This is a genomic window from Mariniphaga sp., assembly GCF_041687215.1.
In the GTDB taxonomy this organism is placed as follows: Bacteria; Bacteroidota; Bacteroidia; order Bacteroidales; family Prolixibacteraceae; genus Mariniphaga.
Map to the genome: position 1 here is coordinate 16,344 of NZ_JAWLCI010000059.1, position 13,252 is coordinate 29,595.

Annotated in this window: 17 protein-coding genes; 9 read left to right on the forward strand and 8 right to left on the reverse strand. The window is 39.4% G+C overall.

Annotated elements, in window-relative coordinates; genetic code table 11:
• Positions 1-68 precede the first annotated feature (68 nt).
• The 5 genes from ACESMA_RS17065 to ACESMA_RS17085 all read right to left on the reverse strand — a co-directional run bounded on the left by ACESMA_RS17065 (position 69) and on the right by ACESMA_RS17085 (position 4,868).
• Entirely contained in the window at positions 69-1,415 is a 1,347-nt protein-coding gene (locus ACESMA_RS17065) for a 1-acyl-sn-glycerol-3-phosphate acyltransferase (RefSeq protein ID WP_372950069.1), read from the reverse strand.
• Positions 1,412-2,371, reverse strand: coding sequence for a bile acid:sodium symporter family protein (locus tag ACESMA_RS17070; protein ID WP_372950070.1), 960 nt, complete (start codon positions 2,369-2,371; stop codon positions 1,412-1,414). Before ACESMA_RS17070 ends, ACESMA_RS17065 begins: the two co-directional genes overlap by 4 nt.
• A gap of 115 nt (positions 2,372-2,486) precedes the next feature.
• On the reverse strand, positions 2,487-3,641 hold the full coding sequence (locus tag ACESMA_RS17075) for an alkaline phosphatase (RefSeq protein WP_372950071.1): 1,155 nt from the start codon (positions 3,639-3,641) through the stop codon (positions 2,487-2,489).
• A 109-nt stretch (positions 3,642-3,750) separates the two neighbouring features.
• Positions 3,751-4,413, reverse strand: a complete 663-nt coding sequence (locus ACESMA_RS17080; RefSeq protein WP_372950072.1) for a helix-turn-helix domain-containing protein — start codon at positions 4,411-4,413, stop codon at positions 3,751-3,753.
• 8 nt (positions 4,414-4,421) lie between these two features.
• Positions 4,422-4,868, reverse strand: coding sequence for a GNAT family N-acetyltransferase (locus ACESMA_RS17085; protein WP_372950073.1), 447 nt, complete (start codon positions 4,866-4,868; stop codon positions 4,422-4,424).
• Positions 4,869-4,969: 101 nt separating this feature from the next.
• Between ACESMA_RS17085 and yjjX the strand changes: the two genes are divergently transcribed.
• A complete protein-coding gene (gene yjjX, locus ACESMA_RS17090; RefSeq protein WP_372950074.1) occupies positions 4,970-5,488 on the forward strand; it encodes an inosine/xanthosine triphosphatase in 519 nt (172 codons plus the stop codon).
• A 7-nt stretch (positions 5,489-5,495) separates the two neighbouring features.
• On the opposite strand, the gene ACESMA_RS17095 is transcribed toward yjjX, so the two are convergent.
• Complete coding sequence (locus tag ACESMA_RS17095; RefSeq protein ID WP_372950075.1) at positions 5,496-5,816, reverse strand: NifB/NifX family molybdenum-iron cluster-binding protein; 321 nt, start codon at positions 5,814-5,816, stop codon at positions 5,496-5,498.
• A gap of 46 nt (positions 5,817-5,862) precedes the next feature.
• Positions 5,863-6,213, reverse strand: a complete 351-nt coding sequence (locus ACESMA_RS17100) for a carboxymuconolactone decarboxylase family protein (RefSeq protein ID WP_372950076.1) — start codon at positions 6,211-6,213, stop codon at positions 5,863-5,865.
• 177 nt (positions 6,214-6,390) lie between these two features.
• On the opposite strand from ACESMA_RS17100, the gene ACESMA_RS17105 reads away from it, so the two are divergent.
• From ACESMA_RS17105 to mnhG, 8 genes are all read left to right on the forward strand, one after another.
• Entirely contained in the window at positions 6,391-7,305 is a 915-nt protein-coding gene (locus tag ACESMA_RS17105) for a universal stress protein (protein WP_372950077.1), read from the forward strand.
• Positions 7,306-7,375: 70 nt separating this feature from the next.
• A complete protein-coding gene (gene mbhE, locus ACESMA_RS17110) occupies positions 7,376-9,619 on the forward strand; it encodes a hydrogen gas-evolving membrane-bound hydrogenase subunit E (protein WP_372950078.1) in 2,244 nt (747 codons plus the stop codon).
• The gene (locus ACESMA_RS17115) at positions 9,616-10,032 is read left to right on the forward strand and encodes an MnhB domain-containing protein (protein ID WP_372950079.1); all 417 of its coding nucleotides are present in this window, start codon (positions 9,616-9,618) and stop codon (positions 10,030-10,032) included. Before mbhE ends, ACESMA_RS17115 begins: the two co-directional genes overlap by 4 nt.
• On the forward strand, positions 10,032-10,376 hold the full coding sequence (locus ACESMA_RS17120) for an NADH-quinone oxidoreductase subunit K (RefSeq protein WP_372950080.1): 345 nt from the start codon (positions 10,032-10,034) through the stop codon (positions 10,374-10,376). Before ACESMA_RS17115 ends, ACESMA_RS17120 begins: the two co-directional genes overlap by 1 nt.
• The gene (locus ACESMA_RS17125; protein WP_372950081.1) at positions 10,376-11,869 is read left to right on the forward strand and encodes a proton-conducting transporter membrane subunit; all 1,494 of its coding nucleotides are present in this window, start codon (positions 10,376-10,378) and stop codon (positions 11,867-11,869) included. Before ACESMA_RS17120 ends, ACESMA_RS17125 begins: the two co-directional genes overlap by 1 nt.
• A complete protein-coding gene (locus tag ACESMA_RS17130; protein WP_372950082.1) occupies positions 11,866-12,198 on the forward strand; it encodes a Na+/H+ antiporter subunit E in 333 nt (110 codons plus the stop codon). Before ACESMA_RS17125 ends, ACESMA_RS17130 begins: the two co-directional genes overlap by 4 nt.
• 3 nt (positions 12,199-12,201) lie before the next feature.
• On the forward strand, positions 12,202-12,477 hold the full coding sequence (locus ACESMA_RS17135) for a monovalent cation/H+ antiporter complex subunit F (RefSeq protein WP_372950083.1): 276 nt from the start codon (positions 12,202-12,204) through the stop codon (positions 12,475-12,477).
• Positions 12,470-12,778: a monovalent cation/H(+) antiporter subunit G gene (gene mnhG / locus ACESMA_RS17140; RefSeq protein WP_372950084.1), complete on the forward strand. Its 309-nt coding sequence runs from the start codon at positions 12,470-12,472 to the stop codon at positions 12,776-12,778. The genes ACESMA_RS17135 and mnhG overlap by 8 nt, the downstream gene beginning before the upstream one ends.
• A gap of 73 nt (positions 12,779-12,851) precedes the next feature.
• Here the strand turns inward: mnhG and ACESMA_RS17145 are convergent, their stop codons facing one another.
• On the reverse strand, positions 12,852-13,139 hold the full coding sequence (locus tag ACESMA_RS17145) for a hypothetical protein (protein WP_372950085.1): 288 nt from the start codon (positions 13,137-13,139) through the stop codon (positions 12,852-12,854).
• Positions 13,140-13,252: the final 113 nt, after the last annotated feature.

Genomic DNA, 13,252 nt, shown 5'->3' on the forward strand with positions numbered 1-13,252 from the left:
TTTTTCAGTTCTCTTCGCTTCTGAAAATCGGGGCTTACTGAACAAGTTTCGGGTTTAAAGTTAACAGTTTAAAGGGAAATGAGTTTGTCAAGCTTGTTAAAGAGATTTTCTTTTTTAGATATAAGCTGATTGTAGCTTTCCTTTTTGAACCATTTTAACAAAAGTAAACGGCTGCGACCCATGGTTTTGCGAAGTAAGATGTACCACCTGAATGCAACTTTGCCGGCAAGAGGTAAACTGACCAGAAAAGCAATTTTTAACCATATTCCGGGAATTACCCACGAAACAGCAAGCAGTTCGAGCAGGTAAATAAGTGGGAATAAAATTATTCCGGCTACAAGGAAAAAAGTGCTCCAAAACGATTTGTCTTTCACCTTTTTTCGAATAATCCTGTCGATAAGAAAAAACGGGATAGCGTTGAAAATGAAGCCGAACAAAAATAGTGGCAAGCTTGCCAACAAAACAATTGAATGCAGCAAAATCATTCCGGCATGGTTTCGGTTTTTTTCAACCAGCCAGTTTCTGAGTTTCAGCTTGTTTAAAAGTTGAATGTAATTCTTTGCTTGTTCTGCAATTTTTTGTGTTTCATCAGGTTGGGTTGTCTCCAGTTTATCCAAACTAACAGTAAGCTTTTGGTCGGATTGAAAAAGGTTCAGAACAGAGTATTTTAGGTTCTGCCGGTTCAGAAAATGCCTGCCATAAATTTTCCGAATCAATTCAAATTCTTCGTAATATTTTTTGCTGTTAATGTCAATAATAAGAGGTAGAATAGCATCGAAAATTTTGTTTTTCAAAGCAATTACCGCGGCATTTGGGTTTCCGGAATAGGTGTTAAGAAAATCCTTTACCGGGATGGGTTCACCAAAATTGACAATCACTGTTCGATTGAATTTCCAATAGTGACTGTAATAAATTCCTGTGGGAATAATTTGAATGTCCAGTTGATTGTTGGTTTTTTCTTCGGCCATAAAAACAATGCGCGGCACGGCTTTTTTATGCACCAGCATTTGCCGTTTGGCCGAATGGGCGGCCTCGGGAAACAGAGCCAGCGCGAAATTATGTTTCAGCACTTTTATGGAATCGGAAAAGGTTTGCTCGTTTTTTTCCAGGTTTTCTTTACCGTCGCGTAGTCGGTAAACCGGCATAATTTTCATGAATTTCAGGATGGAATCCACTGCTTTCGATTTTCCGAAAATATCGGCCCGAGCCAGCCAAACCGGCTGAAAACGTGTGTAAAGCAGAACAGCCAGAGGATCGCTCAGTGCATTTTGGTGGTTAGGCGCAAAAACAATAGGTTTATTATCCGGAATCTTTTCTTTGCCGGTAATGATGGTTTTTTTGTGAATCAGCCAATCGGCAAATTTAATGTACTGTTTCAGAAACCAGTACCCCAGCGACCACTTCTCGTATTTCATCTCACCGCAGGTTCGTATAACGGTTTTTTAGCCCACAACCCGGCAATGGTGAGCCCGCTGATGATGTGCCAAACGCCCCACCAGGCAGCAATTACGGTCATTCCTCCCAGCTCCAGCTCAGGAGGAAAAATTTTAGGATTGAACATGAGCACCAGCGCCAATCCTGAATTTTGAATGCCGGTTTCAAGGGAAATGGTACGGCGATCAATCCGTGGCAACCGCATAATTGAACCCATGGTAAATCCGGTTCCCAGCGCCAGGGCATTGTGGATGAGTACAATGAAAAATACTACATGCACATATCGCATAAAATTGTTAAAATTGGCTGATAGCAAAATAATTACATAGGCAATGAAAACGATGATTGAAATTTGCCGGATGGGTTTTTTAACTTTTTCAGTTATCCGGGGAAAGTATTGTGAAAAAAGTAATCCCAGAACAACCGGAATACCCAGCAAAATAACCACTGTTTGCACCATTTGTAAAAAGTCAATTTCTATTGGAACCAGGTAAGTACCGGCGCCGGCAGCATTGTAATATTTCAGGTACAATTTTCCCCAAATGGCAAAATTCAACGGCGTCATAAACGTTGCGGCCAGGGTGGCAATTGCAGTTAAACTTACCGATAAGGCAACATTTCCTTTGGCCATGGCACTCATAAAATTGGAAATATTTCCGCCCGGGCACGAAGCAATCAATATCATACCGAGGGCAACTGTAGGCGTTGGGTTAAGTATTAAAATAAATCCGAAGGTGACCAGCGGAAGCAAAATGAACTGCGAAATTACACCTATTACAGCCGATTTCGGCTTCATAATCACATCCTTAAAATGCTGCAGCTTGATATCGAGTGCCACACCGAACATCACAAAAGCAATTACAATGTTCAAAGCCAGTAAGCCTGATGGGGAAAAATTTAACCGGACATGGTCGAGAACTTCCAACGCTTCTTTCATACTATTCGATTTAAAGTATGCCCGAAAATAGAAAAACAAACGGGAAAAACAATAAAAAAGCCGGAATCAAATGTCAAACCATCGTTCCGGCCTTTATCTATCAAATATCCTGAGATTAATTTCCAATTAACAGTTTCCTTATTTTTTTTGGAATGTCTGTATTATCCATAAATCCTGTAAATTGTTCTGCTCCTGGTCCGTAAGCCATAACAGGAACCATAATTCCGGTGTGGCCGCCGGTAGTAAATTCACCCTTTACCATGCCCGTTTCGTAATTGCCTTCCAGAATAGTCATTCCTCCGGTTTCGTGGTCGGAGGTAACTACAACAAGTGTTTGCTTGTTTTGAGCAGCAAATTCAAGGGCTTTTCCCACCGCGCGGTCGGTATCGAGCATATCTTCCACCACATAAATGGTACTTCCTGCATGGCCTCCCCAGTCAACCTGCGAGCCTTCCACCATCATAAAGAAACCTTTTTTGTTGTTGCTTAAAATATTAATGGCGGTGCTGGTGGCAACTGGCAGCATATCACCACGTTCGTCCATGCGTCCGTTGTGTTCGGAAGCAGTCAGTCCGGCCAGTTTACCGTTTTTAATGTTTTTAATCGTGTTAATATCCTGTTCCACCCGGTAATTTTTTTGAGTGAGTTCTTCAACGAGGTTGCGCCCGTCTTTTCGTTCGGTAAAATGTTTGTATCCACCGCCAATAAAAACATCGATGTCGGTTTTCAGGAAATCGGCGGCAATTTCTTCATACATGTTCCGGCTTTCCTGGTGGGCAATGAACGAAGCCGGTGTGGCGTGGGTAATCGACGACGTGGAAACCAAACCGGTAGCCAGCCCTTTTTCTTCGGCTTCTTCAAGAATGGTTTTTATCGGTTTCTTATTAACGTCCACACCAATGGCGCCGTTGGTTGTTTTCTGGCCGGTTGAAAGAGCTGTCCCTCCTGCTGCTGAATCAGTGATGTATTTGTTGGCTGAATGTGTTGTTGCCAATCCCATATATTTGAAATTTGTAAGAAAAAGACTGCCTTTATTTGCAGTTAGCCCTGCATGAAGGTGTGGCAGACTCATTCCGTCAACAATAAACAAAATAACATTTTTCGGCTTTTTTGCTTTAAAATTTTGTGAAAAGGTTTTTACTTCGTAGGATTCACCCCCAATGTACGTTTTTTCAACATCCTCTGCGTCGGATTCAAGGTAATCGTTTTGTGCTGCAGAAGTTAATCCGGAAATCAGGAATGCTGCAAGAATTAATATTTTTTGAATCATTTTAATTAATTTTTTAATTGAACTTTCAAAAATAAACAGAAAAACAGGTTTGAAGTTTTTAAAAGAATAAAAAACTGTAAAAAGTTTGTTAATAAAGTGCAATATCCAATTATTTGAATCTTTCAAACTTGGCTTTATCGAAATCAGAGTTTAACACAAAAACGGTTCCTTCGCGCGAAGTTTGCATTTTTATTACATCCATAATTACAAAATTGCTGAGTACTTCTTCTGCCTTTTTTCGTGAAATATGGGCCAGCCGGATAAATTTTGAAAAGGTAATTCCCTTATTTTTTTGCAGATAATCAATCAGAAATTTTTCATCTTCTGAATAGGTAAAATGAATTCCTTTGGGACTTTTTTGTTTTTTCCACACCACCAGTTGAATGTTGTGTGCCAGCACATTTTCGTCTTTAATGCGGATGTAAGCCAGCCATTTTCCACTTTCATCTTTTGCAAAATGTGGTTTTTTTTCACTAGGCTGAACAGAGATTTCCAAAACTGTTTTTCCTTCAGAAATCCATTGTTTGGTGATAAAATTAACGGGCGGGTTACTGTAAATTTTTGCAGCCGCTTCCACCATGTAATATTCTTCATCGGTACTGATGCCTACCACTTTGCCATTGTCTTTTACGCCAATGAGCAACCGTCCGCCATCGGTATTGGTAAAGGCCACCAGCGATTTTGCAATCTTTTTCGAGTCGTTTATGCAGAATTTAAAATCCTGCTGCTGGTGCTCGCCTTCCTCAATTAATTTATACAGGCCCGTATTCAAAATTCAGTTTATTTTAACCATTCAAAAGTTACGTAATGATCGGGGGTCATGCCCAGTTTTTGGTAAACTTTGTGTGCTCCTTCGTTCGATTTGTCGGCATATAACCTGATTCCTTTTAAATCATCATTTTCCAGCACCAGATTTTTTACATGCCCGTAAAGTTTACTGTAAACTCCTTTTCTCCTGAATTCGGGCACCACGTAAACCGACTGAATCCACAAAACGGTTCCATTGCGCCAATCGCTCCACTCAAATGTGGTAAGCAGTGAACCAATCACTTTCCCGTTTTTTTCGGCTACATAATAGTTTCCTTTGGTTGAATCTTTTAAAACTGCGGCTACGCCTTTTTCAACTGTTGATTGCTCTAAATCAATTCCTTCCGTTTCTCTGGCCATGGCCAGTTGAAACTTCAGAATAGAATTCAGGTCTTCTGATTTTGCTTTTCTGACTAACATTTTTCAATTTTATCCGACGAAAATAACAATTCCGGCTTAAAAGAATAAAGAACAACAAAAATTGGATTAAGTTGCCGGTTTGTGAAGATAAAAATCAAAATATGAAGATTGTAGTTGCATCTGGAAATCCGGTGAAATTAAACGCTGTGGAAAAAGGATTTAAAGCATTTTACCCCGATATTGAGTTGGAGAGTGTTGTTACAGGTTCTGGTGTTTCAGACCAACCGCTAACCGACAGGGAAACTTTACTTGGTGCAAGGAACCGGGCAACCGAAGCCCGCAAAAAAATTCACGATGCCGATTTTTGGGTTGGGATTGAAGGAGGCGTTCAGGCGGAAGAAAACGGCCTGGCTGCTTTTGCCTGGATTGTGATTTACGGAGCAGGGAAAAAGGGCGAAGCGCGAACTGCCACTTTTATGCTGCCCAAAAAAGTGGGGCATCTGGTTGCCGGAGGACTTGAACTGGGCGCAGCAAACGATTTGATTTTCCGGGAATCGAATTCAAAGCAGAAAAACGGGGCGGTAGGATTACTGACCCATAACCAGATTGACCGAACCGAACTTTACAGGCAAGCCATAATTCTCGCGCTGATTCCGTTTGTAAATTCAGGGTTGTATTGAAATTGAATTATTTCTTGAGGCGTTCAATTATTTCTTCAATTTTAATTTTTTCTTCATGAAGAAGTACCAGTTGCAGTTTTTCTTTTTCAAGCTGTTTGCTTACCATTGGTCCAACTTCACCTGTAATAATGGTTGAAACGCCTTCCTTTTTCAGGAAATTAACCAACTGAACACCACTGTGTTCTGTGTTTTTATATGGGTTTTCCAGAATGTTGGTCATTCCGGTTTCCGGGCTGTAAAGAACTACATTTTCACACTTCCCGAAACGCAGGTCGAGAAATGATTTTTCAGTTTTTCCCGCTGAGGAAATGGCAAATATTTTACTCATAATATTGAAAGTTGTTTTCTATATAACAATTGAAAGCACAAAAGTTTTATTCTAGTCCTTCATTTAATTCTTCCCAGTATTCCAAAGCTCTTCGCGTGTGCGGTATAACAATGGTTCCGCCTACAACGTTGGCTACCGAAAAAATTTCAAAAACTTCATTGGTTGTGACCCCATGTTCAAAACACTTTTCCAGGTGGTATTTTATGCAGTCGTCGCAACGCAAAACCATTGAAGTGGCGAGTCCAAGCATTTCCTTTACTTTTCCGCTCAGCGCTCCATCCTGGTATGTGAGTGTGTCAATACTGTAAATCCGTTTCATTACTTTATTTTCACTGCTCAGAATTTTTTCATTCATTTTTGAACGGTATTCCCTGAATTCATTTACTAACTTTCCCATTGGCAATTCAATAAACAATTGTTTAATATTTATGCAAATTAATGAAAATGGTTAGATATATATTAACCTTTTTCTTTTTTTATTTACCTTCGAAAATTATGCTTTAAAAGCAAACTATTTCCATGTGAGAGTTGTTCTGAAATTTGAAAATTTGATTAAACATTATTGAAACATACGATGGAACATACCATAAAAAAAATTCTTGTACCTGTTGATTTTAATGAACCTTCGGCTCAGGCTGTGAACTATGCGGGTGCTTTGGCCCGAAAAGTTAATGCCGAGATACTTTTGTTAAACGTTATTTACACACCCGGTTTGTTAGCTCAGTTTTTTTCTGATAGTGAAAATCTGGTAAAAATTACCGGGCAGGCCAAAGAAAAACTGATTGAATTGGCAGGAGCTTTGAAAAATAAAATACCGGAAATTGTTGTTGGTACAAGGGTGGAAAGTGGAAAGCCTTATGAAAAAATATTGAGCCTATCCGAAGAATGGGGTGCCAACATGGTAATATTAGGTGAGAATCATCAGTGCGGAAATCCGGAAGATGAACTCGGAACAACAGTATATCATGTCACCTTAAAATCGAAAGTGCCGGTGCTGACCCTGAAAGGCGATATTTCCAGAATGAAGGATCATATTGTTGTTCCATTGGATTTAACCAAAAAAACAAGTGAACAACTATCTGCAGCTTTGTATTATGGATTGGAATATAATGCTGTAATTCATTTGGTTTCTGTTTTGGCAGGCGGTATTGAAAAGAAAGAAAGCCGTATTTACAAAAAGTTAAAAGAGGCCAAAGATGTACTTGAGCAGAAGGGAGTTAAATGTAAAATGAAACTTTACAAACGATCTGAAATTCCTCCTTTTAAAAGAGTTTTGGAGTATGCCGAAAATGTTGATGCAGGCATGATTCTGTTAATGACTCACCAGGAAGGATATACCTACGATAATTATATTGGCGCTTTTGCACACCACATTATGAATTTGTCTAAAGTTTCCATTTTAAGTATCACTTCTGTTTCGAACAACCTGGATTTTGCACCTTTTTTTAAAGCTTTGGTTGATCCGATTGGCGTTATAATTAAAAAATAGCTGTTAAATGCACTTTATTCTAATTATCTTTCTGATTGCATCTTTGGTAATTTTTTTCATACCAAACCGGATGAAAAATTGGAAACCTCTTGTGTTAAGTGCAGTGCAGGCAGGTGCATTTGTCTATTTCGCTGTCAGGATTCCGGAAATTACAACCGCAAAAGCAAAACACCTCGTTTTTGAGTGGATTCCGGCTTTAGGCCTGAACTTTGAATTTTTGCTCGATGGGCTGACCATGGTATTCGCATTGTTGGTTACTGGAATTGGCGCTCTTATCTTTTTGTATGCAAGAGCCTATATGAAAAGTTATACCGGCACCGATAAGTTTTACCTGTACCTCATGCTTTTCAGTGCTGCCATGCTTGGTTTGGTTTTGTCGGCTAACCTGATTCAGTTGTTTATTTTCTGGGAATTAACCAGTTTTTTATCCTATTTTTTAATCAGTTTTTTTCACGAAAAAGAATCTTCCCGCAAAGCAGCTTTCCAGTCGTTATACATTACCGGTTTTGGTGGACTTGCCATGTTGGCGGGCATTGTTCTTTTGGGCAGTGTTGTTGACAGTTATTCGCTTCACGACTGGATAAACGGAGCTGAAACCATAAAACAGAGTAATTTATACCTTCCGGGGTTATTGCTGATACTGGTTGGGGTTTTTACCAAATCGGCACAATTTCCTTTTCATTTTTGGCTGCCCGGGGCCATGCAGGCGCCTGCTCCGGTAAGTTCGTACCTCCATTCTGCCACCATGGTAAAAGCGGGTATTTTTCTGCTTGCCAGATTAAGTCCTGTGTTGAGTGGAACAAACGAGTGGATATATATTATTTCGCTTGTTGGTGTCCTTACCATGCTCACTGGTTCTTATTTTGCCATTACGCAAACCGATTTAAAAGGAATTCTGGCCTATACAACCATTAATGCACTTGGAGTACTGGTGCTGCTTCTGGGAATCAATACCAGTGAATCTATAAAAGCAGCCATGCTGTTTCTGTTCATTCATGCTTTTTACAAAGCCACCCTTTTTATGGTAGCGGGTTTAATTGAAAAGAAAACGGGAACCAGAGAACTTTCAAAGCTTGGCGGTCTGGTAAAGTACATGCCATTCACATTTATTATTGCCCTGCTTGCCCTGCTTTCGATGGCCGGTTTGCCGCCGTTGCTCGGATTTTTAGGTAAGGAGTTGATTTATGAGGCCAAAGTACAGTCTCCCGGAATTGCATCGCTGGTTTTAACTTTAGGTGTAACTTCCAATGTATTTATGGTAGCCGTTTCGCTGTTTTTTGCCCGTAAAGTGTTTCTTGGAAAACCAAATACATACGAGAAAAAACCAGACGAAAAAGGTGCAGCTTTTTTAATTGGCCCCGGAATACTAGTGTTGCTTAGTCTTGTTTTAGGATTATTCCCCGGTAACCTGGGAACCGCCGTTATAAAACCGGCACTGGGCGTGGTTTCCAGCGAAATAATTGACGTTAAGTTGAAGTTGTGGCACGGTTTTAACCAGGTTTTCTATTTAAGCCTTCTAACCATTGTACTTGGGTTGGCGCTCTACTGGGCCATGTTAAAAAAGAAAAAGTTACTTGATGTCTGGCGCAAAGTAAACAGCGTGGTTTTTTCTATTGAAATGGATGAGGTTTTTGCCTGGGTGATGGATAAATTTGTGAAAGTGGCTCAATTTAAAACAAAAACAGTTCAGCATGGATATCATCGCTATTACATTTTAACCATTATTGTTTTTACTTCATTATTGCTGTGGTTTCAAGTGTTTGTAAACCAGTCATGGAATTTTGGTGTTCCTTTTTCCCTTAAACCTTTTTACATTTCGGGTTTGGCGGTAGTTATTTTGGCCGCAGCCATAACAAGTGCCGTGTCAATGTCCCGTATAGTGACTATTATTTCAATGGGAGTGGCAGGTTATGGTATCTCGCTTATTTTTATGTACTACAGCGCTATCGATTTGGCCATTACACAAATAATTGTAGAAACACTTACAGTGGTTATGTTTATGGCTATTTTACAGAAACTGCCGCGTTTTGCCGTATTATCTTCGAGGCGAACCAGGATTCGTGATTTTATTATTGCACTAAGTTTTGGAGCGGTGATGACTATTCTGGCAATAAAAGCAGTGAATGTTAATCTGAATCCAACCATTTCCGATTTTTTTATTGAAAACAGTTACACCAAAGCTTTTGGCGAAAATGTTGTGAATGTGATTTTGGTTGATTTCAGAGCATTGGATACCCTTGGAGAAGTTACAGTGCTTACTATAGCGGCCACCGGGGTTTTTCTTCTTCTGCAAACAAAAAACAAAAAATTATGAATTCAGTAATTTTACAACTGGCAGCAAAATACCTGAGATGGTTGCTTTTAACATTTGCCGTACTGGCACTTCTCAGAGGGCATAACGACCCGGGCGGCGGTTTTATTGGCGGATTAATGGCCGGTTTGGCTGTAGTTTACAGAGGATTTGCTTTTGATACGTTTCAGGTTAAAGAACGTTTGCAAAATATTCCCGAATGGTTGATTGCTGGAGGATTATTTATCATTTTACTAAGCTTTTTGCCCTCATTGTTTTTGGGGAAAACTCTTATGACAGGCGTTTGGTTAAAAATACCACTTCCGCTTTTAGGCGAATTAAAACTTGGATCACCCTTCCTGTTTGACATAGGCGTGTTTTTTACCGTAATTGGAGTGACATTAATGTTTGTTTTTTCTTTAACACAAAAAAGATAATGGAAATACTTTTAGCCATAGTAGTAGGAATTTTATACACAGCCGGAGTTTATCTGATGCTCCGGCGCAGCATACTTAAGTTTATTATTGGGTTGATTTTCATGAGCAATGCAACCAATTTGCTGGTGTTTCTCTCGGCCGGCTTGGTTTCCGGGAGTCCGGTTTTTGTTGACGGCAAAAAAGTAAATACAGAAATAATGGCCGATCCGTTGCCTCAGGCACTGGTGCTGACTGCAATTGTAATTGGGTTGGGAATTGTGGTTTTTACACTTGCACTTAAATATAAATTTTTTGAATTAACCGGCACTGATGATCTTGATCAGTTGAAAAAAACCGATGATTGATGATAACACTTGTTGCGCTTCCTATATTAATTCCGTTTGTGCTCATTATCGGCATGCTTGTTTGCCGGTCTGACAAACTTGCCCGCTGGCTGGGGCCGGTTGCTTCCGGATTGCTGGTACTGATTTCTTTGGCACTGTTTTTACTTGTGCAGAAACACGGCGTATTGGCCCTGCAAATGGGAGGCTGGGAAGCACCGTTCGGAATTACCCTTGTGGTTGATTATTTAAGTGCCCTTATGCTTATTGTTGCAGCAATTATTCTTTTTGCCATATCAGTTTATGCGCTTAATTTTTTGCCTGATTCTATAAAAATCAATCGCTTTTTTATTTTCTTTTTCGGGCTGGCTATGGGAATGAACGGCGCTTTTGTAACCGGTGATGTGTTTAATTTGTTTGTATGGTTTGAGGTGATGTTAATGTCGTCCTTTGTGCTCATAACCATGGGACGTTCAAAAGAACAGCTCGAAGGAGGGATAAAATACCTTGCACTCAATTTGGTTGGTTCGCTTCTTTTTTTGGCAGGTGTAGGACTACTTTACGGAAAAACAGGTACGCTAAATATGGCACATCTGGCACAAATACTTAAAAACGACGATCAGGCCATTCTAATGAATACCTCCGCTGTTTTATTTTTTGTGGCTTTCGGGATTAAAGCTGCTGTATTTCCGCTCTATTTTTGGTTGCCTGCATCGTACCACACACCCAACATTACTATTTCTTCGCTTTTTGCAGGATTGCTAACCAAAGTTGGTGTGTACACGTTCATCCGGTTTTTTACCCTGTTTTTTGTGCACGATCCTCAATTCTGGCACCAGATGTTACTGGTAATTGCAGGTTTTACGATGGTTGCCGGAGGTTTGGCAGCAGCAGCGCATTACGAAACCCGGCGTATTCTTTCCTATCACATAATCAGCCAGATTGGTTACATGATAATGGGATTGGGTATTTTTACCCCACTTGCTATTGCCGGGGCGGTATTTTTTACCTTACACAACATGATTGCAAAAACAAATACTTTTCTGGTTTCAGGAATGATAAACAAAGCCCGTGGTACTTTTGAGCTAAAGGAAATTGGCGGATTATTTAAGGAGAGTCCTTTTCTGGCAATTCTTTTTGTAATTCCTGCTTTTGCCCTGGCCGGTGTTCCACCCATTTCAGGTTTCTTCGCCAAATTCATCCTTATTAAAGCCGGTATTGAAAACGGAAATTACGTTATTACTGCCGTGGCCATCCTTACCGGAATGCTGACGCTTTATTCCATGATAAAAATTTGGAACGAAGCTTTTTTAAAAAAACAGCCCGGCAACGGGAATCAAAGTAAAAGCATTTCTTTTGGCTTTGCTGAATATTTTCCTTCTGTATTGCTGGGTGCTGTTAGTATTTTAATGGGTATTTTTGCCATGTATGTTTTTGGCTATACCATGGAAGCTGCCAATCAACTTATTAATCCTGATTTATATATAGAAACGGTTTTAAAAGGGGTAAATCCATGAAAATTTTAAAGAAGTTTTATTTCACGCTTGAATTTATAGTTTATTACCTGTATAACCTGGCCAAAGCCAATTTATATATTGCCTGGGATATTTTAACACCCAGAATGCGCATGAAACCGGCTTTTATGGAGATACCTGTAAAACTGGACACTGATTTCGGTTTATTGCTTTTCAGTAATTTACTTTCAATGACGCCTGGTACTATGAGCATGGATATAAGTAAAGATAAAAAAACAGTGCAGGTGCATGTTTTGTATTATAAAACTGATGAAATAATGTTGAACGAGTTTTTTAAAATGCAGGAAAAAATAAAACGGATAACAGGTTAAATTATGGAATACAGTATTTCAATTGTTGTTTTAATTATTACATTTTCGTTTTTGCTGGCTGCCCTGGTGTTGGCTTTTATACGCCTTTTAAAGGGGCCGTCAATTAACGACAGAATTGCTGCCATGGATGTAATTGCAATTGTGGTAATGGGGTTTATAGTAGTGTATAGTGTATTAATTGAAAAGGAAATTTACCTTGATTTGGCGGTTATTATTTCGCTGATTTCGTTTATTGGTACCGTTGCAGTTTCAACCTATTTAAAACACAGATATGGATAGAATAATTATTTCAATACTATTATTGTCAGGATCTTTTTTCATTTTAATTGCATCCATTGGTTTAATTCGTTTAAAAGATTTGTACAGCAGGCTTCATGCAGCTACCAAAGCACCTTCATTTGGAATTTTTTTAATTCTGATTGGAGTCTCAATTTATTTTAACACCCCAATGGTTTATATTAAAAGTTTGTTTGTGGTTTTTTTTATTTACCTGACTGCTCCACTGGCTGCACATGCCATTTTAAAATCATTTCAGGAACAGGATAAGGTTGGCAATGAGAAAAAAAGAAAGTTGAGTTAAAACATCTGCCCCGATTTCTTGGAAATACCTTCCACCAGCAACCAAATCGCCTTTACCTTTTTCAAGAAACTCTTCATCCACACGCTCGGCTATGCAACTCAGTATTCCAATCACCAGGTTTTAATTTTTCTTTATTATATTCTGGTAAAAATTCAGCTTTCCCCAAATTTTTTGTTCGGCATTGTCGCGCACCTAACAGGTATTCAGAAAAATCGTATTGGCCTCTTCCGCAGTTTGCGCCAAATTGTATTTTCATTCCTGCATAATGGCTGCCACCACTTCGCTGTCGGCCACATTCATCTGGCAACCGTATATTTCTATGAAAAGTTTTTTTGTTTCTATTTTTTAAAATCGGCTGCAAATTAAACGCAATTTATTTAGTTCTACTTTGACACATTTATTGTTTTGAATAACAGAGGCCTATGTCGTATTGCCGTTTTATGTGGCGTTCCTTTAGTTGCCTGAGCAAGCGAT

Coding starts and splice junctions, on each gene's coding strand:
- ACESMA_RS17065 (WP_372950069.1), bottom strand. CDS start 1,415: ATGAAATACGAGAAGTGGTCGCTGGGGTACTGGTTTCTGAAACAGTAC.
- ACESMA_RS17070 (WP_372950070.1), bottom strand. CDS start 2,371: ATGAAAGAAGCGTTGGAAGTTCTCGACCATGTCCGGTTAAATTTTTCC.
- ACESMA_RS17075 (WP_372950071.1), bottom strand. CDS start 3,641: ATGATTCAAAAAATATTAATTCTTGCAGCATTCCTGATTTCCGGATTA.
- ACESMA_RS17085 (WP_372950073.1), bottom strand. CDS start 4,868: ATGTTAGTCAGAAAAGCAAAATCAGAAGACCTGAATTCTATTCTGAAG.
- yjjX (WP_372950074.1), top strand. CDS start 4,970: ATGAAGATTGTAGTTGCATCTGGAAATCCGGTGAAATTAAACGCTGTG.
- ACESMA_RS17095 (WP_372950075.1), bottom strand. CDS start 5,816: ATGAGTAAAATATTTGCCATTTCCTCAGCGGGAAAAACTGAAAAATCA.
- ACESMA_RS17100 (WP_372950076.1), bottom strand. CDS start 6,213: ATGGGAAAGTTAGTAAATGAATTCAGGGAATACCGTTCAAAAATGAAT.
- ACESMA_RS17105 (WP_372950077.1), top strand. CDS start 6,391: ATGGAACATACCATAAAAAAAATTCTTGTACCTGTTGATTTTAATGAA.
- mbhE (WP_372950078.1), top strand. CDS start 7,376: ATGAAAAATTGGAAACCTCTTGTGTTAAGTGCAGTGCAGGCAGGTGCA.
- ACESMA_RS17115 (WP_372950079.1), top strand. CDS start 9,616: ATGAATTCAGTAATTTTACAACTGGCAGCAAAATACCTGAGATGGTTG.
- ACESMA_RS17120 (WP_372950080.1), top strand. CDS start 10,032: ATGGAAATACTTTTAGCCATAGTAGTAGGAATTTTATACACAGCCGGA.
- ACESMA_RS17125 (WP_372950081.1), top strand. CDS start 10,376: ATGATAACACTTGTTGCGCTTCCTATATTAATTCCGTTTGTGCTCATT.
- ACESMA_RS17130 (WP_372950082.1), top strand. CDS start 11,866: ATGAAAATTTTAAAGAAGTTTTATTTCACGCTTGAATTTATAGTTTAT.
- ACESMA_RS17135 (WP_372950083.1), top strand. CDS start 12,202: ATGGAATACAGTATTTCAATTGTTGTTTTAATTATTACATTTTCGTTT.
- mnhG (WP_372950084.1), top strand. CDS start 12,470: ATGGATAGAATAATTATTTCAATACTATTATTGTCAGGATCTTTTTTC.